Below are 24,150 nucleotides of genomic sequence, written 5' to 3' on the forward strand. Positions count from 1 at the left end.
ATTTTACAATGAGTTAATTACAATAAAAGTCCGATGTGTCAGGTGGTTAGGTAGCCGTTTTGATATAATGGACACCATGAAAACGACGCCTGAAATCAACCCTGACAGCCAAGATGTTGCCGCGCTCCAAGCGATGGTTAGGCAGCTTATGGCCGAGCAGCAGGTCAAAGAAGAGCAATGGAAGCAAGAGCGCCAAACGCTTCTTGAACAGTTCAAACTGGCCATTGACCGCCAGTTCGCAAAACGTGCCGAAGCACTCAAGCCTTATGACGAGGCGCAAGGTGACCTGTTCAATGAAGCAGAGCATGAAGCTCACTCTGCTGAACAGGAAAAGGTTGCCACGACGACTTCTACTAACAAGCCACGCGGGAAACGCAAGCCACTTTCCAAAGAACTGCCGCGCGAGCGCATTGTTCTGGACTTGGATGAAGAAGAAAAGCACTGTGCGTGCTGCCAGCACCCTCTTCATAAAATAGGTGAAGACTGTAGTGAAAAGCTGGAGTTCACCCCGGCAGTACTGAAGGTTCTGGAGTATGTTCGTCCCAAGTACAGTTGCCGCCGGTGCGAGAAAGAGGCAGAAAGCGTCACTATCAGTCAAAAGCCTGTACCTGCTAGCCTTATTCCCAAGAGCTTTGCTACTGAAAGCCTTCTAGCCAATATTATTCTTGGTAAATACCAGTATGCACTGCCTCTTTACCGGCAGGAAACGCTGTTCAAGCAATCCGGTATCGAGTTATCCCGGACGACGATGGCACGCTGGGTCATGCAGGCCAGCAAACACTTCATACCACTCTACCAGGCACTTCACGAACACTTACTTGGTCAGGTTGTTATCCATGCGGATGAGACACCGTTAAATGTCCTTAAGGAAAATAAACAATGCTATATGTGGGTTTACTGCTCCGGCGCTGACTCACCTTCCGCCACACTGGAGGGGACGAAAAACATTGTCTTGTTCGACTATCAGAACAGTCGTGCGAGGGCTTGCCCCGCAGCTTTCCTTGGGAAGTACGGTGGCTATCTTCAAACTGATGGCTACCAAGCCTATGATGGTCTCACTCAGGTCAAGCACCTCGGTTGCCTGGCACATGCCCGGCGTAAGTTCATGGATGCCAAAAGGCTGCAGGGTAAAGGCAAAACAGGGAAAGCCGATGTGGCCTTGGCGAAAATCCAAAAGCTCTATGCGTTGGAAACCCGGTTGAAAGGGTTATCCGCAGAAGAGCGGCTGGCCGAACGACAGAAACTGGCGAGGCCAATGCTGGATGACTTGTACCAGTGGCTGACATCACAGATGGTGGTGGCGTCCAGTCAGCTGGGTAAAGCTATCAAATATACAGTGGGTCAATGGCCCAAGCTCCAGCGGTATGTGGAGGATGGCCACTTATCAATCGACAACAACCGGGCTGAGCGCGCAATCAAACCGCTGGTCATCGGCCGGAAAAACTGGCTCTTCGCCGACACCCCAAAAGGTGCTGATGCCAGTGCTATGCTTTACAGCATCATCGAGACCGCTAAAGCTAATGGGCTTATTATGTATGACTATCTGGTTAAGTGCATGGAAGAGCTAGCCCAGCCTGAGCCGGATATCGACTCTCTACTTCCTTGGAACTTCTCTCATTAATAATCGCCCCGTGGAATCATGGGGCGGATACATACGATTTGGTCATATCTCAACTACCAAACTAACTTTACGGCCTAGTCGTAACTAAACCGCTGATGAATATGGCTGAGTGTAACTTTCAAAAAATAACAAAACTTAACCAAAGTCGCGTGTTACCTTCTCAAATTTACGCATGACTGGTGTTGGCTGAAAACCAAGTTTACGGTAATTTTCGAGGCATGACTTTAGTACAATGAAACTCTGAAATTGAAGGTCAATATCAATAATTGTGTCATCACCCTTATCATGGTGTTTGATTATGTTTCTAGACCAGTTCCTTTCTCGAAGGATTATGTTCTTTTTAGGGGAGTCCTCTCTACGCCACTCTACTATTAAGCGCCTAAACTTGACAAAGAAAGTACTATAGGGTTCGACGTCATTTGCTTCCACCAAACCCTCACTCAAACTTTCTGCACTGCCAGCTAAAGTAAGAGAACATATGTATTCTTTCTTAAGGTATAGCGAACAAGCCTTATTTATCTGACTGAGTAGTATCGTTTTTTTATCAACTCTATCTTTCATCTACTGCTCTAAAAAGGTAATTGCAATGACCCGTAATAAGTCAGAATCCGTAGAACTTACCAATGGCTGTAGCCAGCAAACTACCAGCCGCCCCTACTTTTATATCCCATGCTGTAGTCGCAGCTTTAGAGACCATCATGCCCATCCATTGCGAAACGTTTTCTCCAAATGAACCATTTTGAACTTCAGTTTCTGAGTCATTCTCTATAGCAGTTGCCAAAGTTGCGAGGTCTTCTTCAGGTACGTTGTTGTCACGAAGTATTTGTAGTAATGAAGTAAGATCATTCTTACAGACGGTATTAGTAACTTTCTGACTATTTGAGTCACCTACAACAATTGTCGCATTGTCACCAAACACCGCATTATTAAATAAATCAGACACTCCTAACTCCTTAGCCCTTTCTTTCATCTCATTTGACTCTAACTCTTCTGGAAACTGCTCGGATAGTTCCAAAACAAAGTCTAGTAGCCTAGAAGTAACCTCTGTAATTACTTGGGTCATTGCCCCAGCAGAGTGCTCGCCCCACGCACTTTCAATTTGATAACCATTACCAAGCCCTTTTGACAGTAAAGGGTAGTATTCAGGTGCAATTGTAATTTGAAGATGATCCTGTTGTGCATACTCTTCGATTACTGCAATACTTTGGTGTAAGTGAGTCGTATCTAGCCTTTCTCTAATTTCTTTTTCTAGGTGCATCAATGGCAAGGTTTGCCCTTGATATCTGTATGCCATATTACTAGCGTTGCCTCTAACTGTTACTGGTAGGGTACGATATGATGGCAAGGAACTTTTTTCTGGGTAGCCTTTAAGCTCCCCATTAACCCAGTCTAATAACTCTTTTTCACCTAACCTATGTAAAAGCACCTTAGTTTTAAACAAAGCAGTACTAAGATTGGAGTCTCCTGAACTTAATAACTCTATAATTTCTTCTATCAATTTCATTCATCAATACTCGTAAACTATGAATCACTCTTAAACAGTTTGTAAACAGTGTGCTTTGACCTTACCTCTCAACAATTAAATGAATATCTAGAGAGGAGCTTAGTGAAGACTTTTTGCGTCGATATTCATTGATAGCATGATTACTATTGGTTTTATCCTTTGGAGGAACCGGGGTCTCTGGTAACTTTTGAACCAAATATTTGCACTCTTTAGCTACTAAATTGCGGTCATCTAAGTCGCAGATATTGTCCATCAACTTTGATAGTTCATCTTGAACATCATCAATTTTTTCAACAATGTCGGAAGCAAGCATAGTGCCTTGGGCACCACTTTTTATTCTTTCTAATTGATTCAGAACCTTATGAACAGAGCCAATTATTCCAGTCCTTGCTTCTACACGAATTACATCGTGGTGTTTCGCTCTAGTCTGATATAAAGACTCTGAAATGATTGCATCTGACAACCATTTTGCATCCGAATACAGAAATTGAAGACCTTCCCTAAAGTCTTTGTATGAACTAATGCCTTGTAGTAAGAGCATTAACGTACCGATTACTGTAACTCTTGCTTTAATCGAGCCTTCTTCAAACTCAACGTTTATCTCAAGTCCATCGGACAAGAAGAACTCTGTTCGACTAAGTGCAAAAGCTCTCAGGCTATCCTTGAACGCTTCAAGCTGTTCTTCCGTCTCGATTCCCGTCGGCTCAACGTGAATATAAGCCTGACTAAGGATATTTTTATTTATGTAATCAGCCACGAAGACTCCCTAAAGATATCAAGACTTTGTAAACAAATTTGTCCTTGTTTGCATTCCGTCTATCTTGCTATCATTCGTTACTAATCTCAAGGAATATCAGACTGTTGTGTGAAACAAGAAGGTGCTTTGGGATAAAATACTGAGAATTTCCGTATTGGTCTGTCTCTGCTAAATAGATTAGCTTCTGGATCTATCGCAGCACATGCTGAGCAATTAGTTAGTACAAATGGAATGGTGATTAGAATGAAACGTAAAAAAGCTGTACGACTAGTCTGTATCTTGATTCGATAGCTTTTGCTAACTGTATCGTCCCATTTCCTGATCCAGCTTGGAAAGTTCATCAAGAGCCTCTAGTCGTGCCCCACTGTTATTTTTAGTACCCTTGCATACAGATGGCCTAGTCTGTAACTGTTTATCTGTCACACCTTTCGTGCTTGTTTCAACGTCGCCGTTGATAGGTAATTTATCTGAATTCTGTTTTTTCATTGTGATTACAGCTCTTGCAGGCCGCTCCTGACTTTGACGGTGTCGTTTATTCTAGCTCTACAGTTGCCTCAACAGATCTTTTAAGTGGCTGTTACGCTTATGAGAGTGGCTAGAAGCTTGAGTAATATACTGTATATCTTCGCTATTACCTACAATATGAATTTCGCATTCTGCTCTTGTAATCGCCGTGTAGAGCCAAGCTCTATCAACGATTCGCCCCCTCTGTAGAGCAATAACAATACGTGGAAATTGAGAGCCTTGCGCTTTGTGCAAAGTTATTGCATAACCCAGTTCCATACAATCTAGAACTGTTTGCGTCACCTCGATTTTTTCACCCGTATCTAGTATGACCTCACCGTAAAAATCGCCTGAGGATCTAACGCTGGTTAGTGTGCCAAGTGACCCATTCTGAATGCCCTTATCGTAATGGTTCTGCGTAAATAGCACCTTATCGTTCAGACGAAGAGGTAGAAAGAACCTATCACCATTGATTACGAATTCGAGACTGTCACTATTGGGGTTGATCGTTTTCTGGATTAGTTTATTGACCTCTGATACCAAGGCCTTGGTTGGAGCTATAACTCGACTAATTTCTGGCAACTCTTGGTAAAGCTCGCAACAGACTTCGGCTATATCCTCTTTACTGGTCTCGTGAAAGTGTATAGCACCTGTAGACAGTTGATCAGGCACCACACCTTGATTGATAAGCCTTGAATACTCAGGGATGCCCGTCGTTACTTCTTGTCTCATGACTACGTCTAACGTGGTATTACTAATGGTTTTTGCCTCAACAATATCTGCCAGTACCTTGCCGCAACCTATTGGTGGAAGTTGGTGTGGGTCACCTGTAAATATTAGTCTTACCGAGGGATGAATATGATTTACTAGGCGATACATTGTTGGTAGATCAATCATGCTTGCTTCATCGATAACCAGAAGGTGGTTAGGCCTTCCACCACTAGGTTCAATAGGTTGGTCATGCAGCAACTTAGCAATCGTTGAAGTAACAAAACCAATCGATTCATGCAACCTCAAAGCGGCACGCCCACTAAGTGCAACAGCATGAATTTCATAACCCAGTTGATGATATGCTCTTAGAGTCGTTCTGAGCACTGCTGTCTTACCTGTTCCTGCGCCGCCAGTAATGCAACTGACTGAGTTATCTAAACATGTAGTCACTGCCTCGATTTGCATTTTGGTTAGGTCATAGGTTGCCTCTGCTATCGCTGCACAAAAAGCAGCATTAACCTCTTCATCAAACTTGTTGTTCTGTTTAACTAGACTATTCAATCGTTTGGCAACAACACTCTCCATTAGGAGTTGAGCTGTCGGGTGATAGGTTCCTGTATCAGGGTTTAAAATATACTGAGCTTTGTCATGACCTGACTGGAATGTTTGAGTGACTAGATCCCTATCTTTCAGTAACTTATTTAGATAGGGTCGCAGGTTCGCGTGAGTGGTATAGGTGTGACCCTTTTCAATTTCCTTACGGATCGCCATTTCCAATGCTGCGCTAAGTCTTCGAGGATCGTCCTGCTCAATGTCGCTATTAAATTCCGTGACTTTAATAATATCCTCAATGGCGCTGAACGACAGGCCAAAGCCCAATAGTGCATAAGGGTTACTCTTGATCACATTTATGGAGGCTTCGCCATGATGCCTGAGTAGCCGCTGCTGCACACTGGAAGGAATTCGATTCTCACTCATCCAGTTGCAGTGGGCCAGATTTTTATATTTAGCATATCCCCTAAACAATGCGTCTACGGAATCGTCGCTCAAAATCGATTTCAGGCGTTCTCTGGAGGTAAAATCGTCCTGCCTCAATGTCGCATGAAAATCTTTACCTAAGAGCTGCCAGAGTGCTCTAGCTTTGCTTTCACCAATGCCCTTGAATTCATTTTCTCTTGAAATAAAACGGATTAGTTGTTCGCCCGTTTCGGGGAGAGTGCACTCAACATAACTCGGAGCCTCATAGGTATGTTGCTGCATCACATAATCACCAGTTTCAACATCTTTTATGGAACGAACACCTCTAACTGACCAGTGTTGCCCAATTGCAGGGTGTACTGGAATGCTGTCAGGGTCAGCTTTAATGGTGACATAGTACTTCCCGCTATTGGCTTTATAGGAGTTCTTTGCTAGAGGCACACCAGTGAATATCACACACCCTCTTGTACTATAAGGAATGCTGGTTACACGCATCTGATCGTCATACATTTCTATATTCATCGTGGCATTAACCCCATCTCTGATAGAGTTTCCGATAGCTCACCAAACCGCTCAAGTCGCTTTTCAAGCTTCTTGACCTTGGCTCGTAATTCAATGTTCTCAGCCTCCAATAACGAAACTCGCTTTGAATTGAGCAGTTTGCCATTCGCTGTATTATCGTAGACCTTGGGCTTATCAGTATTCTTCTTCGCTGAGTCATTTAGTGGAGGTAGGACACCTCTATCACGCAGCTCATCCTCTAAATCTTTGAGCGAATCTTTAAGCGTAGGATTCTGATTTAGCGCAGATTTTCCACAACCAATCCCTTTAGCTACTTCGTTACGATTGAGCTGACCTCTGAATATGATTTGCCTAAAATCATCATCGGTTAGAGTTTCCTTCCAGACCTCAAATGCTTCTAGGTTTTGCTGCGCTTTTTGCTGTCCACTTGCCATGTTTCCCTCGCTATTTCCTTTTGTGAGGTTCAGTGTCAATGTAAAGCTTAATCATTTGAAAAGTGTATTCGGATGTGAATATGTATCTTTATAGACCCAGTTTAGCTCTCAGATCGATAGGCATTCTCTCGATTGCAAGGTTCAAAACCTCCTCGGTTTGGATTGCCTTGAGTTCATTGTATTTTGTTTCAAGGCATTGATGACTACCAACAATCTCCTCTTTCGTTTTTGCCCTAAGGCCAGTTTTTTTTCGTTTTCGTTTTAATTGTTTTTTTTGTTCATTTTGATGCCGCTCTAGAAGCGCATCGTTAACACCGTTAAAGAAATTGAGAATACTGGGACTGAATGAGCTAGTGTTAAATATGCTTTGAGCCGATAACCCCACCGTTCTAGCCACACTTGCCTTTTTTAACTTATAAAACTTCGGTGTTTTTTTTGTTTCTACTTCTCCAAAATTATCAATTGCGGTCTCAGCCTGTGCCTTTAGCTCTAAGATCGCATGGTAGACTCTGTAGGTTGTATGCTCTTTGTCATCAACTACCCAAGCGGGCAGCGGATTGCTCTGATCAACCATTGAGTCATCATCCAACGATTCAAGAAAATCATCAGAAAACAATCCATCCAACTCATTCGTAGCCATACAATTCTGCCTCAGCTTTCATTTTTCCCTTTATTGAGTCAATTGCACTCTCTATTGCTGACAATATCCTATCAACACTTTCCCCATTTCTACTGTTTCGAAGCTCTTTGATTCGCCTCCAACTCGATGTCAAAGCAGGAAGATGGGCTTCCAGTAAAAAACCGATCCCCTTTGGTTGCATCGCCTCTTTAACCATTGGCTGAATCGTTTGCCAAATACCTCGAATATGCCCCTCGGTAATCCACGCATGGGTACAATCCAAGCAGAACTCGAGTCTTGCGTCTTGTGGATTCAAATTTCCCATTTTTGCGCACTTAGCACGACTCTCTCCACCATCACGAGGAATACACACGGCAAACCGACTCGGCTGAATATCTATAACTCGGCCTGTAATCCTTTCTCGCAACGCTAGTGACTCGCTCTCCGTTGCAACCTTAGTAAGTTGAGTGGCTTTACGTACAAAGCGAGAGAACCCACCTAAGTGTTTCTCAGAAAGCTGATCCGATTCAATAATTATCAGCTCAACAATTGAGTTTAAGTAACGTTGCTTTGCAGATGCCATAAGCCCCCTTGCGTCCTTATCTCTCAAGTATGCATTGAAAAACGAGTTGTCCAAGTGGCAGAATTGGTGACGTATGACTGCGCCGACATCACCCTGATAACGAGTTAATACTGCTTCAGCCCATATATGGCGAATGGCGTGAGGCGATGGGTAACGCACTCCCTCTAGTAGCTCAGAGTTTATATCTCGCATTGTTTTGATATCTTCTAGACTAACTGTGCCAGACTGAAGCAGCGCCTTTGTTTCACTCGATAAATACCTGTCGATAACTGCTTGGTGCTCATCATTTTCAACATAGTCTCTCTGAGCGTACGCCACAATAGATTGTTTAAATCTACGTTGAGCTTGAGACCCCGGAAAGGATGTAACAGATAAGCGAAGCCAGTCTCTCTTCACCTCCTTCGCAGAAGATAACAAGTGTCGATATCGCGCAGTTCCAACTGTGTATTTCAACGATAGAGCTTCTACTTCCTTTTGTTCTGAAGACGTCAACTCTGTACTCTTTTCTAACAAGTAATTTAAGCGTATAACGTCATTAAAGGGTTGATAGTTGATAAACCCAGCCCAGTTTGCCTTAACTCGCGTCTCAATGAATGCTCCCGATTTCTGCACACTTTCTTTTCTAGTTCTTGGGGATGTCAGTGCATAAAGACAGGGTTCATCATGCTTATGTTCAAACAGTTCATTTAACTGTGCAGCCACTTGATAGCACTGAGAGGTCACTTCCCTATCAATTTTTGTTTTGCCATTGGTCTTAGGAACAAACCATTTCAATTTAAAGCGAAAGGGGACATGGGCATTATCTAAAATATCCAAATTCGGCTCTGTCCGTATGGCGCTTAAGGGAAACCCATACTCGGAATGCCTATACCCAGTCCAAGCGACCACAAGCGTCGTCATCGCGTGAAGTTGAGTATCTAATGTTACTTTAAGCTCTTCATAAGTCCCATTTTCCGAGGTTGTTATCAATCCTTTGACCCATTGCTGAATTGCGGTTAAGCACTTCTCTTCTGTCAACCTTTGCTGACTCACTATTGATTGCATCTTGGCATAAACATCTTCCACGCTGCCAGCGTTCAAAGACTGCTTGTCTAAAAATGATTTGTCTAAAGAAGACAAATATCCATTCCAAACTTCATCTGGAGATTTATGTCCCTGCAATCCCAAGTATTTTTGCAACATCAGGACACGAATTACTTCAACCGCATCAAATCGAGCGCTTAATCCAAGCTCAATCGCTAGCAATTCAATATTATCATCCCTCAATGAACTTACAGAATCGAAGTGTTTACTGTACTCGGTTAAAAGCGCATTTTCTGTCATGAGCTTTAAGTCTGAGTGATCAATACCCTTCGTTTTAGACTGAGAAGAACACAACTCCTCCCCCTGCAAGCCTGCGAGGATGACATTAAAGAGTCGATTCTTTGTGCGGGTCTCCTTAATGTTAGCAATGCCAGCTTTCTCTAACACTGCTCTCACAGCCCTTTTACACGTTGAGGTATAAAGAAAATTATTCTGGTAAACATGATTCAGATAATCCACATAATACTGTCCCATCTCTAAACCTAAGAAGTTGAAGCTGCCTCCTTTTTTAAACTCAGTCAACGTCATGCTGTATTGCGATTGACACACCCGATCCAGACTTTTCTCAATTTGCTTGGTTGTTAACTTCTGTTCAATCACCCCTTTAACACCTAAAGTTATCAGATGGTTTCGTAAGTTAGAAAATGATACAGGTGCAATCGAACCTCTATACGAAGGTGCTGACACCCGATTAAAAAAGCCACTTTGATTGACTGACCTCGCCATGAACGATGTCCAGAAGGAATCAAGTAAAGAAGCTCTGAGGGCTATTTCGTGATGTTCATTAAGAAAGGCAAAAAGATGCATCGCCATTTGGTACGTAGGTATTAAAGCTCGTGTATTTTTAAATGTCAGCACAGCTCCACAAAGCAGTTTTGCGTATTCTTTACTACTTAAAGAATATTCCCTTTCATTAAGTTTAAGGCTGACGGTAGACTTAAGGTTAAGAAACGGTAAATCGAAGACTGAAAAGTCGATTGTCGTGTCTCTGCTATGCTCGACAAAGCCCCATCTATCGCAATAATAGTCACCCTGTTCACTCTTAAAAAAAGGATTAGCCAACAATTTCTCATTCTGGTCGTGCCAAAAGGAATCAATAGGGTTGTTGAATACTGTAACTGCCATCTCATCCCCTTATTATAGTGAGTGGAACACACTCATCACCACACCATGCTTAATCATCTCATCAAATTGCTCTCTGCCGTTCTTCTGAGAACATTTGCTCATTTTTCCTAATGTACCTTCGATCCATTCCACCGTTGGCATTACTGTTTTAAAAAGAAAGTCAGGGTTGGTTGCGAGTAGTTTTTTATAATGCTTCTTAAACTCATGAAGGTAGTTGTGCATTCTAAGCACGGTTAACGGACTATCTAAGACATAAATAGGAGAGAGAGGCTCATCATCAATTTTATCACTTAAAGACAGTACTCCAACCTCATTAACCATACCTCGGGCTTGTCCTGTAACAAGCCGCATCCTTGTATTCATTTCTTCCTTTCTGCATGAAATGCTCTCCGATACAGCCATGAATTCACTATTAAAGGCTTCCATTTCTGCTCTCTGCTTTGGACTAAAATCTAAATAGAATACATTTTGGATCAAGTCGAACATCACTTCACGAGTAATACGTCCAGCACTATTCATCCACTCCTCATTATCCTCCGTTAGATAACTGATTTTTTCAGTTTGATTGGTATGGGAGTTACGATTAACAAGATAATGGTACGTGTAAGGATCACTAAACGCATGAACAGCGCTATTTTTAATTGCCTGAAGTCCGAACAAGCCGTTACGGCAAGGGGACTCAGAGTTCATTGCCAAATCAATCCTCTCTGCAATGGAAATCGCTTTGGCATTTTCAATAACATTCTCTGGATGAGTACCGTTTTTGACCAATGCACAATATGCAGAAGGTAGAATTAAGGGGGTATTCTTCTTTCTATGCTTTGCCAGTAGAGAGGTCTTCATACTATGACATTGAAGTAAATGCCTTAGCACACCTGTTATTGAACGCATTCCATTACTGATAATCAAAGTGGGATGAATGTAAAGTGCCCTCCCCTCGGGCACCGCTTCAATGTAAGTCAATAGTGCTTGGCCTTCGGCTTCTCTAACAGAAAGAGAACGCGTCGTGTGGATTACTTTTGCCCGACCTTTGAAGTACTCACTTTCAATCGAAGTAACTCGCCCACCCACGATCATCTTTCTAAAAGATGAAGGGGTCAATTTCTCTATATCGTAAGGCTGAACTGTCAAGCTAGCCATTAACCAGCCAAACATCATATTTTCCACAGCAGTAACCACTTGTATCTCATCATAAAACAATGAACGTAATTCCTTGAGTGAGAATAAGTTTCCTGTAGTAAGAGTGGTGATATTACGCACGCAAAAACTAAGTTTTATTTTGTTCTTATTATCTCTTTTATTAAGAAATAGCTCATCACACGCCTCTGGAGAGGTTAATGCACCTAACAGCAATAGATAGGCCTTTTCATTGGTAGCATTAGATAACAGCAATACATCTAAAGCGGCCTTCGATAGTTCAGAGTTCTCACTATCTTGATGATACTCACTGATCATGTGATAAAGGATACTACCAATGCAATGAGCTTTTCTCGACTTTGATAAACATGATAAATCGGTCTCAATCAACTTCGACAACTTTGGTTGAGCCTTTTGAAGCAAGAGTTTTAGGGCTGATTTATACTTATTTAACTCCAAAATAATGGTTGCTGCTGTCAAGCTAAGTGATTTTACCGTTAACTTAGGCGAGGCAAGCGCAGAGTACAGATCCTTACCGATACCAATATCATCCCTTCTTAACCAGTCCAGCTCACCAAAGTAACTAGCAATTGATTTTTGCGTTTTATTTAAGTTTGGGCTTATTTTGGTTCTTCTCAGTTCTCGTATAAAGCCGTAATCAGCAGCACTAACTTCGTCTCGAAAAGCCTCCGAGTCAATCGCATAAGTTACGATTATCATTAGCTTTATTAACGGGCTGCTGCCACCATGGTTCCCCATAGCATCCATACGATCCGACTCATACTGTTTTAAAATTTCATAACGATTGTCAATAGTGTGTACATTCAACCATTCAATAAAAGGGCATACCGATGAAGCAAAAGTGTCTTTTGCACTAACCGAAGCTTCTCGGTTGAAAAAAGCAAAGTTATAAGCAGCAATCATCGCCTTGTATAACAACACTTTGTCTGGTTGAGACCAATCCGTCATTGTTAATTTATAAGAAGCACCACTAGATTTTACTATAACAAGAGACGTCGCACTAAACGGCTGCTCTAATGAAGCAACAAGTTTCTTTTGTTTGAGATCATCTAAAATTAACCCCTCGATTTCGGAGCTTGTTAATGGATGATCATGAGTGCCAACTTCATCACTATGCATCAACAAGCTCCCTCAGCAACGCCGCTCGTTCCCTACAACCATGGATATAAATTTTTGTCGTTTGATTACCATGCTTACCGCCTACCTTGTGGCCAAGACGCCGAGCAGTTTCAATGTAAACTCTGGACTCTGTCGTAATTGACTCGAAACTCTTCTTGGCAACAACACATAAATCATAAAATATATCTGTCCCAAACGAATGTCTTAAATGATGGTAAACATTTGCCTCATCTAATGTTTGGTAACCTGAGTAAGCCTCTGGATTATCATTCATCACCTTTAACAGTTTCTTAAGCGTCTTATAAAAAGTGGCACTTCCATACCGATTACTAACCACGTTTCCTTTCGTATGATTATTTGAGTTTGAAACAAGTAAGTGATTCGACGTTGATTCTGGGCGTTCCATAGTATAATAATGTTCCATCAATAGTAGATGGGTTCGAGATATATAGAGCGTTCGTGCGGAGCCGTATTTTGCATCAAAAGATGGGAGGTGATATTTGAACTCTTCTTCCGGTGATTCTTTCAGCTTATTAAATAAACTCCTAAGACCATTACGCACTTTTCCGTCTGCCTTAAAGTTATCTAGATAAAACCCTCGGTTTTCGGAGGATCGACAACCGAGTTCACCACCATTTCTAAGAACAATTTCCTCAAGTAAACTATCAGTATGCCTATAAAGAAGTTCTCTTGTAGCCGGAAGAAGGTATTTAACAATGAGGGTAGATTTGTTGTTCGATCTTGCCAACGCCCTATATTCAGCAAATACAAATACTTTCTTATAGTTATTATCAAAAAAATGGGTCAGCCAATTGTAATAACTACGCAGAGAGTTGATAGCCTTGTTGACGACCACTTCACTTTTTTGCAGTTTTACAATTAAGTACTCATTAATATATTCATTAATTAGCTCTGCTGGGAGGGCGGAATGCCAAGCAAGGGTTACTGAAGGATGGTCGTATTCCTCAACCCATTCTAAGAACAGACCAAGCTGTTGACCTCGTTCGTATTGAGCGTAATCTCCAATCTCTACTTCTTCTAATAAGAACTCGAAAGCACTCGTAGTTTCAACACGCTTCTTTTTATAAACTACCGAAAGACCTGTTACATGAGTGTATCGAGAATAGAGGCAAGGCAATAGAACAGGAACATCGTCATCATAAAGATAAACCCAATGACCGCTCTGTAAGTTATAACAAATACGTTGCATACATTTTCACCCATACATTGTCGCCCTTAGGTTTAAATGTAGTACGTATCATTCAACTTACAATTTTTTCCATAAATTAACACCTGCGAGTTAAAAAGCAATCCATATCCACATGAATGATCTTTTTCTGCGTCTTGGCTGGGTTGGGGGGGGGCAACGGAGACATACGAACTAGCACCTGATTACTGTTTTTTTATACAGTAACATTATAGAGGCTAGAGCAAACAGTGTGAAGCATAACAAAAGCCCAGCAAAATGCCGGGCTTCAAATCAGGGTAAGCGAGCCAGTCAGGGCTTGCCCGATCAGATGATCTGGTTTTTCTTCCACTCTGCAGCGCGGGCTTCGCGCGCTTCACGTTTAAGGCGCGCATCACATGGCTCAGGGCAATCACACTCTTTGGCGATACCGATCCCGTCAAGACCACCACAGCTACCACTCACGCTTTTACGCTGGAAGATATAACCGACAGCCATCGCCGCGATAACCAACAAAAACACAGCAAAGGTCGTTACATAGATAACCATTGTTCAATCTCTACTTTTGGTTCATATAAGGGGCAAAAGCATCAGAAATATATTCCTTGAAGCCTTGCTCTGTTTTCACAACCAACAACAATGGAATCTGCTCTTGGTTAGCCAATGCCAGTGCCTTTTTCTCACCCATTACAGAGAATGCCGTCGCCAATGCATCTGACGTCATACTTGATGGGTGTAGCACTGTTACCGATACCACATGGTTAGAAATCGGCATACCGCTTTTGGGATCGATCAGGTGAGAATAACGCACACCATCTTCTTCGAAGTAGTTACGGTAATCTCCTGAAGTAGCAACCGCCATATCACCCGGCTCAATCACTTCTTGAATCGCTCGGCTACCGTCTTCGGTTGGCTTCTCAATCGCGATGCGCCATGGTACGCCTTCGAGGTTATTGCCTTTCAGGCTCAGTTCACCCCCAATCTCAACCAGGTAATCGGCCACGCCTAGATCATCAAAGTAATCGGCCACGACGTCAACCCCAAATCCCTTGGCAATCGAAGACAAGTCGACATACAACTCAGGGATATCCTTGGTCAGGGTGTTACCTTCCACACTCAAGTGGTGAATACCCACTATCTCGCGGCGCTCCGCCAGCTCCTGTTCGGTCGGAGTCTTCTCCGGACGCGCTTCAGGGCCAAAGCTCCACAAATTTACAATCGGTCCAACCGTTACATCCAATGCTCCGTCAGTCAGCTTAGCAAGGCGAATGGCCTCCGTCACCACTTTAGCCGTGTCGGCTGATACCTCGAACGGCTCATTGGCACGGAATTGGTTAAATTGACTGAGCTCGGAATGCTTACGGTAAGTCGACATCTGGTCATTAACCAATTCCAGTCGACGGTCAATTTCTGCCTGGATATCCGTGGCAGACGGTAAGCCTTCCTGCTTAATCAACTTAATTGAATAGTAGGTTCCCATGGTCGAACCGTTAAGGTGAATCAATTCACGCTGATCGCTACAAGCCGATAGGGTAATAACCAGCGCAAGCATCAGCAATGCGCGGTGCAGTAACGTCTTCATCCAACTACTCCCCAAATGAAAGACAGTCATTGTTATTAGTTATGTGAAAGCGCTAAGTATGAAAAACCATATGTTACATACCGTTATTATACGCTTATTACGAAAAAAGGCTGACCCCAGAGGGGATCAGCCAGTTTTTCAGTGTGTAGCTAATTAGCCACCGAAGTCATCCAACAGGATGTTTTCGTCTTCAACACCAAGATCTTTTAGCATGCCGATAACAGCCGCGTTCATCATTGGTGGACCACACATGTAGTACTCACAATCTTCAGGCGCTTCGTGATCTTTCAAGTAGTTCTCGTAGATCACGTTATGAATGAAGCCTGTGTAACCATCCCAGTTATCTTCTGGTAGTGGATCAGACAGAGCAACATGCCACTCGAAGTTGTCGTTATCCGCTGCTAGCGTATCGAAATCTTCAATGTAGAACATTTCACGCTTAGAACGAGCACCGTACCAGTAAGTCATCTTACGCTTAGATTTCAGGCGTAGAAGCTGGTCGAAGATGTGCGAACGCATAGGTGCCATACCAGCACCACCACCGATGAATACCATTTCGTTGTCAGTTTCTTTCGCGAAGAACTCACCGAATGGACCAGAGATAGTACACGTGTCACCAGCCTTAAGCGACCAGATGTACGATGACATAATGCCAGGTGGTACATCCGGGTTGTTTGGCGGCGGCGTTGCAATACGTACGTTCAGCTTGATCAAGCCTTTCTCTTCTGGGTATGACGCCATAGAGTAAGCACGGATTGAGTGCTCTTTCACGATAGACTCGTAACGGAACAGGTTAAACTTGTCCCAATCTTCACGATATTCCTCAGGAACATCGAAGTCAGAGTACTTAATGTGATGTGGTTCAGCTTCAATCTGAATGTAACCACCTGCACGGAAAGGAACTTCCTCGCCTTCAGGGATTTTAAGCACAAGTTCTTTAATGAACGTGGCTTCGTTATCATTCGAAAGAACTTCACATTCCCACTTCTTAACACCAAAGATTTCTTCTGGAAGCTCGATGTCCATGTCAGACTTAATGTTAACCTGACACGCTAAACGCTCGCCTTCACGTGCTTCACCTTTAGTGATGTGGTCAAGCTCAGTTGGTAGGATATCGCCACCACCAGTCTTCACTTTCACACGACACTGGCCACAAGAGCCACCGCCACCACATGCAGATGATACGAAAATACCATTCGCTGATAGAGCGTTTAACAGTTTGTCACCGGCAGCGGTTGTAATCGCTTTTTCCGGATCACCATTTACTGAGATAGTAATGTCACCTGATGGTACCAGCTTAGATTTAGCGAAAAGAATCACTAAAACTAGAGCCAGGATAATCAAGGTGAACATGACTACGCCAAGAATAATATCCATTGATTTTATTCCTTATTATCCTGATTACAGCTGAACGCCGGAGAAGGACATAAAGCCCAACGCCATAAGGCCAACGGTGATGAATGTGATACCTAGGCCACGAAGACCAGGAGGTACATCTGAGTATTTCATCTTCTCACGGATACCCGCAAGAGCAACGATTGCTAGCATCCAACCGATACCAGAACCTAGACCATATACAACAGACTCAGCAAAGTTGTAATCACGCTGCACCATGAAAGATACACCACCGAAGATTGCACAGTTAACTGTGATCAGCGGTAGGAAAATACCTAGTGCGTTGTATAGCGGCGGGAAGAAGCGGTCCAGAACCATTTCCAGGATCTGTACCAATGCCGCGATAACACCGATGAACGTAATAAAGTTCAGGAAGCTAAGGTCAACACCCGCAACAATGGCGCCGTCTTTTAGCAACAGGTTGTAGATCAAGTTGTTCACCGGTACAGCAATCGTTAGTACAACGATAACCGCGACCCCCAGACCGAAAGAAGTTTTTACTTTTTTCGATACCGCTAGGAATGTACACATACCTAGGAAGAACGACAGTGCCAAGTTCTCGATAAAGATCGATCGAACCAGAAGGCTAATATAATGTTCCATGTTCCCCTTACTCCTTCGCTTCGATTTGTTCTGGACGGATGATACGGATAGCCCAGATCATGAAACCAATCAGGAAGAACGCTGATGGTGCTAGGATCATCATACCGTTTGGCTGGTACCAACCACCGTCAGACACTAACGGTAGGATTTCCACACCGAATAGTTTGCCTGAACCAAATAGCTCACGGAAGAAAGCAACTGTGATAAGTACGAAGCCGTAACCAAGACCGTTACCAATGCCGTCTACTAGAGATGGCAATGGCTCAGACTTCATCGCGTATGCTTCAGCACGACCCATAACGATACAGTTCGTGATGATCAGACCAACGAATACAGAAAGCTGCTTCGAGATATCATAAACAAATGCTTTCAATACCTGGTCTACCACAATTACCAACGAGGCGATGATCGCCATCTGTACGATAATACGCACACTGTTAGGAATGTGGTTACGGATCAGAGATACGAACAAGTTAGAGAACGCACATACGAATGTTACCGCAAGGGTCATTACGAATGCTGTTTCTAGTTTGGTTGTAACTGCCAGTGCAGAACAAACACCAAGCATCTGAAGCGCGATCGGGTTGTTGTCGAGAAACGGCGCAAACAGAATCTTCTTCATTTCTTTAGTATCAGCCATTGTTTAGGCCTCCTTCACGCACTTTAGTCAGGAATGGACCAAAGCCCATGTCGCCCAACCAGAAGTCGAAGGTGTACTGAACACCATTTGCAGTTAGGGTTGCACCAGACAGGCCATCTACACCGTGGATATCGCCTTCAGGTGCACCACCTTTAACGACACGGATAGCTGGTTTGCTGTTGCTGTCGAACAATTCTTTACCAACGAACTGGGCGCGCCAGTTCGGGTTCTCGATCTCACCACCAAGTCCAGGCGTTTCACCCTGCTCGTAGTAAGTGATACCCGCAAGCGTGTTACCGTCAGTTTCTACGGCGATAAATGCGTACATCATTGACCACAGACCACCACCGTGTACTGGCAGGATAAGTTTCTCGATGTTATCGTTCGCATCTTTCACTAGGTAAACTGTTGCAACATTTGCACGACGAATGATCTTCGCTAGATCTTGGTCACCTGATAGGCGAATAGACTGAGCTGGATCTTTCGCTGCGTCACGCTGGCTGTACTCAGATGCCGTAGCACCTTCTTCAGTTTGCTCGACAAATTCACCGGTTTCTAGGTTAACAAGCTTAGGTTCGATGAACTGGTCATACGCTTCAGTAATGTTCGTGCCATCTTGAAGAAGGCCCGCTACTGAAAGGATATTGCGCTGAACATCAAGCACCGCATTCTTCTGCTGCAGTGGACGCAGAGCAACCGCCGCTGCTGATACCACGATTGAGCACACTAGGCTCAGTGCGATAACAACAATTAGCGTCTTTTTAATGCTATCGTTATTACTTGACATGACGAGCTAGTCTCCGCTTGATATTGCCCTGAACTACTAGGTTGTCAAATAGAGGTGCGAATAGGTTAGCAAATAGGATTGCTAGCATCATACCTTCTGGGTACGCAGGGTTAACCACACGAACCATAACAGCCATTGCACCGATTAGCGCACCGTACCACCACTTACCTTTATTGGTAAATGAAGCAGACACTGGGTCGGTTGCCATGAACATCATACCGAATGCAAAACCACCAAGAACTAGGTGCCAGTGCCATGGCATGCTGAACATTGCGTTAGTATCAGAACCAATAATGTTGAATAGCGTCGCTGTCGCGATCATACCGATAAGCGTACCCGCGATGATGCGCCATGAAGCAATGCCCATGAACACGATCATTGCGCCACCAAGGATGATAGCTAGCGTTGAAACTTCACCGATAGAACCAGGGATACGGCCGATGAACGCGTCCATCCAGCTTACTGCATCGCCAGTTACAGTGTTCATCACTGACGCTTGACCACCGTTTGCCCACTGGCTTAGTGCAGTTGCACCAGAGAAGCCATCTGCCGCAGTCCATACTAGATCACCAGAGATCTGAGCTGGGTATGCGAAGAATAGGAACGCACGGCCTGCCAAAGCAGGGTTAAGGAAGTTACGACCAGTACCACCGAAGATTTCTTTAGCAACGACAACACCGAAGGTAATACCTAGTGCTGCCTGCCATAGTGGTAGTGTTGGCGGTACGATCAGTGCGAAAAGGATTGAGGTTACGAAGAAGCCTTCGTTAACTTCGTGCTTACGCACCATACAGAATAGAACTTCCCAGAAACCACCTACTGCAAATACAACAGCATAAATAGGTAGGAAGTAGGTCGCACCCAGTAGCATTTTACTACCCCAGCCAGCGTCTGCTGACATGGTGCCGCCTAGCATTTCTGTTAGCCAGTAGTGCCAGTCACCTGCAACAAGCGTTGCCAGTTGCTCACCCACATACATGTGGTTAAGCGCAGTGATAGCCTGGTGGCCTGTGTTGTACATACCCCAGAACATTGCTGGGAAAACCGCAAACCACACCATGATCATGATGCGTTTTAGGTCAACGCTGTCACGAACGTGTGCGCTTGTACGTGTTACTTGGCCTGGCGTATACATCAAAGTTGCAAACGCTTCGTAAAGCGCAAACCACTTTTCATGCTTACCACCTGGCTCAAAGTGGTGTTCAACCTGCTCGAGTAAATTCTTGAGGCTCATGAATTACCCTTCCTTCTCAATTGTGTCCAGGCACTGACGTAGCATAGGACCAAATTCATACTTACCTGGGCATACGAACGTACATAGTGCTAGATCTTCTTCATCCAGCTCTAGTGCACCTAGCTGCTGAGCACTGTCAACGTCACCTGCACACAGGTCACGAAGAAGCAGAGTCGGCTCGATATCAAGCGGCATTACTTTTTCGTAGTTGCCGATTGGCACCATCGCACGCTCAGAGCCGTTCGTCGTCGTGGTCATGTTGAATAACTGACCCGGGAAGAACTGGCTTAAGAAAGAGCGAGTAACAGAGAATTTGTTTTTACCTGGTACGATCCAGCCCAAGAATTCTTTTTCACGGCCTTCGCGAAGAGCAGAAATCTGCAGGTGGTAGCGACCAAGGTAGGCATGAGGGCCTGCGGCATTAACACCGTTCAGTACAGAACCAGAAAGAATACGCAGTTCGCCTGGCATCATTTCAGAGTCTGTGATCTGCTCGATAGACGCACCAATTTGAGTACGAACTAGACGAGGGTTGTTAACAACAGGACCAGCCAGAGATACCACACGATCAGTGAATAGCTCACCAGTCAGGAACAACTTACCGAATGCGATAACGTCCTGGTAATTGATGTGCCATGCTACGTTCTCGATGCTTGCACCGAACAACGTGTGGATGTGAGTACCGACCAGACCCGCAGGGTGCGGACCGTTGAATACATGCTCTTCCACATTGGCTTCACTGCAGCGAGGTAGGCTTGCACCAGACTTACAAACCAATACTTTACCGCTCGTTAGGCGAGACAATACTGTCAAACCTGCGATAAATGCATCGTTTTGCTCGTTGATAACAACTTCTGGGTTAGCTGCTAGAGGATTGGTGTCTAGAGCCGTTACAAAGATAGCCTGAGTCTCAGCATCGATCGCAGGGACCTTGCTGAACGGACGCGTACGAAGCGCTGTCCACATACCAGACTCAACAAGCTGATCTACTAGTACAGAGCGCTCAAGTTGAGCAATCTGACCAGCGTCATAGCTGTTGAATGTAACCTGCTCGTCGCCTTCTACATCAATCACTACGGATTGTAGAACACGCTTTGCACCACGATTGATTTCTGCAACCTTGCCACTGGCTGGAGCAGTGAACTTAACGCCTGGGTTCTTCTTGTCTTCAAAAAGAACCTGACCTTTTTTCACTACATCCCCTACGCGGGTATGCATTGTAGGACGCATACCAACATATTCTTCGCCAAGCAAGGCGACACGTGTGATGGCCTTGCCATCATTTATCGCCTGGGTAGGAGTCCCTGAAATTGGGATATCCAGACCCTTTTTTATTGTAATCATACGCACTTGCACTACATTAACGGGAAAAAAATTTTCTATTGCGCAATTTAGACACGACTTTCCTTCGTCCGAAGCCGGTTTGATCCAAAACCAGCAACGCAACATCCTATTCACTTACTCATCACACTTTAAGTGTCGAGTAATTTTGAGGCCAGAATTTTAGCACTATTTGGTTGGATTTTACCATGGCAAACAGCGCTAATCGGACTGAAAATCGGCTAACTCTTTAAACGCAATATCCTTGTTGGGTCATTATTTTGAACTGACACACAAAAGTGACAATCCTGTGCGCTTATCATTTCCATTACAGCCGCACCAATAATTCAATGAGAAACCAACAACTGTCACGATGTCACAACAATGGGGCGAAATGCCCCATTGTTATATGTTTCAAATATGTCGCAATGTTAATCATCGTTAACATCTACTAAGGCATAAATAACCCCTTGGCGGTACGACTCTTTCCACCACAAAAACGGACAATTATCCTAAATTTATTCAAGGTTAGGCTCACTTGCCTATTGGGCTTGGTCCACACTGCCGCCATTGGTTTTTCGTTATATTTTTTAATGGCAACCTTTCGCTTTGCGAACTGACAGACCCAATTATAGACAGCAGAAGTCAAGTTATAGGCTCGAGCTGTCATTGCTGGAACGAAATCAAGCCAATATCCCCAAATCACGCCTAGGTGCTTGGGTATAATAGGCGGTATCTTTGCAATAGTACGAAATTGATTGAAGAAATGATGCGCCAAGTCTCAAACTTCAGTGTGAAAAAAAGCGCAATCATTGCGGTTTCATATCTAGTTCAGCTGTCAGTCAGCCTAATTTACTGCCACCACGGCAAGCCGGTGATGCTGGCGCCCCTTCTTGCTGGCTCTGCCACTCACTTTCGGTATAGGTGTGAATCGCCAAGGCATGAATATGGTTGGCAAGCTCGTCAGCCAAGGCCGAGTTAACAGCACGATGACGGCCAATAAGACGCATCCCCGCAAACTGCTCACTGACTACAATCACTTTGAAATGGCTCTCTGAACCTTCCGGTACATTGTGCATGTAACTTTCATTGATCACTTCAAGATGAAGGGGTGAGAACGCGTGCTGTAGTTTATCTTTTATACGCTCTTGGATCATGGTGTACCTTTTACAGAGAAATATCAGTACTACTGACGGCAACTTATGTGCGGTAGTAATGTGAACTACTCAGCGACAGCATAGCTGATCACTGAGCTTCGAAGGTGGTTATGCGACCACCTTTTCTATTTCCTCAGATCCCAAAGACAACTTTGCTAACGCAAAGACTTTCGTTTTAACGCCTGATTTCTGCTGAGTGTTGGGTGATTTACTCACCCTGACGACAGTCCCATTCGCCATCAAATCTAATTCACCTTTTCTCTCCACTGCTATTGCTGAAGAGTAGTCGCGGTCGCTGACTAGACCGCAACGAGTACAGGTGAAATGTCTGTCTTTTAACGTCAACTTATGGTGCTGACCGCAACTTGAGCAGACGCCCGTTGTGCGCTCAAATCGCCCAATTTCATGATGAATACCACCTCTTAACTCCACCTTGTACCGAGTCAAATCAGAGATCTGCCCCATGATATTATCAACGACCATTTTTCCGTTAAATTTTTGCATACCAGCCACATTCAAATCTTCAAACACGACAATATCGCTTTCGTTGGCTATCCGATGAGCGGTCTTATGTGCAAAGTCCATTCGCTTTCGAGCGATGGAGCCGTGAAGATTGTTTAGACGGGATTTTGCTTTCTTCCAGCGTCCAGACCCTTTCTTTTTCCTAGAAAACTGTCGCTGTATTCTAATCAGTTTTTCTTTTTCTACCTTTAAATACTTGGGGTTGTCAACAACAAGACCATTAGAGCCAACAACCGTTTGTTTCGAGTTTATGTCATATCCAGCGATGCTCTGGAGTAGCCTTTTTGCTTCATCACCCTCAACCTCTTGTGTGAGGCTTACCTCCCACTTTCCGTGGCGCAACTGCACTGTTGCTGCCTTAATATTGCTCACTAACTTACGATGCAAAACGATAGGAACAGCACCAATTTTAGGTAGAGTGATCTTGCCATTCTCAATTCTTATGCAGTTGTTGTTGTTCACAGAGCGGTAGCTATCGTTGTGAAGCTTCTTAACGCGATAACTCACTTTAAATCGTGGGAATTTTTGGTGGGATTCTTTGGACGCCCCTTTTCTTAAAGCGGAGTCCAGATCCCGTGCGACTTGTTGCGCTGCCCCCGAATCAAGGGCTTTAACCCATGCAAATTCAGGCAGCTTCTTAATGTCTTTAATTTTTGAAGCCATTTCTTTGTAAAAAACAAATGTTTTGTCGACTTCATATTGGCGTTGATTTTCAGACAGTAGGTAGTTCCATAACCCACGAGCATATGAGCCAAACTCGATGAGTTTTGCCTCTTGCTGCACGGTCGGCTTAAGCCTGTAGTTGTATCTCAACGTCTTCTTCATATACTGTACGTTAGCACAGTATGCGCAAGCGTGCATACTTGCTCGCCCCAAAAAAGAGTCTAGTCGATTCATCCCAGCGACAGCGAAGCTGATCACTGGGTTTTCTCGGCTATTAATCTATAAAGACTGACATAAAATGTGTTTTAAGTAGTGGCTGGTTTTGCGAAAATACCAGTCAATG

19 protein-coding genes are annotated in these 24,150 nt (G+C 44.0%); 1 reads left to right on the top strand and 18 read right to left on the bottom strand.

The window, feature by feature from the left end; translation table 11 throughout:
- The first annotated feature begins 76 nt into the window (after nt 1–76).
- Nucleotides 77–1,621, top strand: coding sequence for an IS66 family transposase (gene tnpC, locus ACVA53_RS08530; protein ID WP_255045511.1), 1,545 nt, complete (start codon nt 77–79; stop codon nt 1,619–1,621).
- Between the two features lie 601 nt (nt 1,622–2,222).
- Here tnpC and ACVA53_RS08535 read toward each other — a convergent pair.
- The 18 genes from ACVA53_RS08535 to ACVA53_RS08620 all read right to left on the bottom strand — a co-directional run bounded on the left by ACVA53_RS08535 (nt 2,223) and on the right by ACVA53_RS08620 (nt 23,969).
- Nucleotides 2,223–3,125, bottom strand: a complete 903-nt coding sequence (locus ACVA53_RS08535; RefSeq protein WP_446504890.1) for an AbiTii domain-containing protein — start codon at nt 3,123–3,125, stop codon at nt 2,223–2,225.
- Nucleotides 3,126–3,186: 61 nt separating this feature from the next.
- Entirely contained in the window at nt 3,187–3,882 is a 696-nt protein-coding gene (locus tag ACVA53_RS08540; protein WP_446504891.1) for a hypothetical protein, read from the bottom strand.
- Nucleotides 3,883–4,425: 543 nt separating this feature from the next.
- Nucleotides 4,426–6,597 carry an AAA family ATPase gene (locus ACVA53_RS08545; protein WP_446504892.1) on the bottom strand — a complete coding sequence of 724 codons (2,172 nt, stop codon included), beginning with the start codon at nt 6,595–6,597 and terminating at the stop codon, nt 4,426–4,428.
- Nucleotides 6,594–7,031 (bottom strand): VPA1267 family protein, encoded by a 438-nt coding sequence (locus ACVA53_RS08550; protein WP_446504893.1) that lies wholly within the window; start codon nt 7,029–7,031, stop codon nt 6,594–6,596. The genes ACVA53_RS08545 and ACVA53_RS08550 overlap by 4 nt, the downstream gene beginning before the upstream one ends.
- Before the next feature lie 88 nt (nt 7,032–7,119).
- Nucleotides 7,120–7,671, bottom strand: coding sequence for a hypothetical protein (locus ACVA53_RS08555; protein WP_446504894.1), 552 nt, complete (start codon nt 7,669–7,671; stop codon nt 7,120–7,122).
- A complete protein-coding gene (locus tag ACVA53_RS08560) occupies nt 7,658–10,441 on the bottom strand; it encodes a hypothetical protein (RefSeq protein WP_446504895.1) in 2,784 nt (927 codons plus the stop codon). The genes ACVA53_RS08555 and ACVA53_RS08560 overlap by 14 nt, the downstream gene beginning before the upstream one ends.
- Before the next feature lie 12 nt (nt 10,442–10,453).
- Nucleotides 10,454–12,718: a hypothetical protein gene (locus tag ACVA53_RS08565; protein ID WP_446504896.1), complete on the bottom strand. Its 2,265-nt coding sequence runs from the start codon at nt 12,716–12,718 to the stop codon at nt 10,454–10,456.
- Nucleotides 12,711–13,928 (bottom strand): site-specific integrase, encoded by a 1,218-nt coding sequence (locus ACVA53_RS08570; RefSeq protein WP_446504897.1) that lies wholly within the window; start codon nt 13,926–13,928, stop codon nt 12,711–12,713. The genes ACVA53_RS08565 and ACVA53_RS08570 overlap by 8 nt, the downstream gene beginning before the upstream one ends.
- A gap of 303 nt (nt 13,929–14,231) precedes the next feature.
- Complete coding sequence (gene nqrM / locus ACVA53_RS08575) at nt 14,232–14,453, bottom strand: (Na+)-NQR maturation NqrM (RefSeq protein ID WP_107350587.1); 222 nt, start codon at nt 14,451–14,453, stop codon at nt 14,232–14,234.
- Nucleotides 14,454–14,463: 10 nt separating this feature from the next.
- The gene (locus ACVA53_RS08580; RefSeq protein WP_255040732.1) at nt 14,464–15,474 is read right to left on the bottom strand and encodes an FAD:protein FMN transferase; all 1,011 of its coding nucleotides are present in this window, start codon (nt 15,472–15,474) and stop codon (nt 14,464–14,466) included.
- Nucleotides 15,475–15,639: 165 nt separating this feature from the next.
- The gene (gene nqrF / locus ACVA53_RS08585; RefSeq protein WP_255040699.1) at nt 15,640–16,863 is read right to left on the bottom strand and encodes an NADH:ubiquinone reductase (Na(+)-transporting) subunit F; all 1,224 of its coding nucleotides are present in this window, start codon (nt 16,861–16,863) and stop codon (nt 15,640–15,642) included.
- A 24-nt stretch (nt 16,864–16,887) separates the two neighbouring features.
- Nucleotides 16,888–17,484, bottom strand: coding sequence for an NADH:ubiquinone reductase (Na(+)-transporting) subunit E (nqrE, locus tag ACVA53_RS08590; RefSeq protein ID WP_255040698.1), 597 nt, complete (start codon nt 17,482–17,484; stop codon nt 16,888–16,890).
- A gap of 7 nt (nt 17,485–17,491) precedes the next feature.
- Nucleotides 17,492–18,124, bottom strand: coding sequence for an NADH:ubiquinone reductase (Na(+)-transporting) subunit D (locus ACVA53_RS08595; RefSeq protein WP_255040697.1), 633 nt, complete (start codon nt 18,122–18,124; stop codon nt 17,492–17,494).
- Nucleotides 18,117–18,911, bottom strand: coding sequence for a Na(+)-translocating NADH-quinone reductase subunit C (locus ACVA53_RS08600; protein ID WP_255040696.1), 795 nt, complete (start codon nt 18,909–18,911; stop codon nt 18,117–18,119). Before ACVA53_RS08600 ends, ACVA53_RS08595 begins: the two co-directional genes overlap by 8 nt.
- Complete coding sequence (locus tag ACVA53_RS08605) at nt 18,901–20,145, bottom strand: NADH:ubiquinone reductase (Na(+)-transporting) subunit B (RefSeq protein WP_255040695.1); 1,245 nt, start codon at nt 20,143–20,145, stop codon at nt 18,901–18,903. The genes ACVA53_RS08600 and ACVA53_RS08605 overlap by 11 nt, the downstream gene beginning before the upstream one ends.
- A gap of 3 nt (nt 20,146–20,148) precedes the next feature.
- The gene (locus ACVA53_RS08610) at nt 20,149–21,489 is read right to left on the bottom strand and encodes a Na(+)-translocating NADH-quinone reductase subunit A (protein ID WP_255040694.1); all 1,341 of its coding nucleotides are present in this window, start codon (nt 21,487–21,489) and stop codon (nt 20,149–20,151) included.
- Nucleotides 21,490–22,307: 818 nt separating this feature from the next.
- Complete coding sequence (bolA, locus tag ACVA53_RS08615) at nt 22,308–22,622, bottom strand: transcriptional regulator BolA (protein WP_446504898.1); 315 nt, start codon at nt 22,620–22,622, stop codon at nt 22,308–22,310.
- 108 nt (nt 22,623–22,730) lie between these two features.
- Nucleotides 22,731–23,969, bottom strand: a complete 1,239-nt coding sequence (locus ACVA53_RS08620; RefSeq protein WP_446504899.1) for an RNA-guided endonuclease InsQ/TnpB family protein — start codon at nt 23,967–23,969, stop codon at nt 22,731–22,733.
- Between the last annotated feature and the right edge of the window lie 181 nt (nt 23,970–24,150).

Source organism: Photobacterium sp. DNB23_23_1 (genome assembly GCF_052873815.1).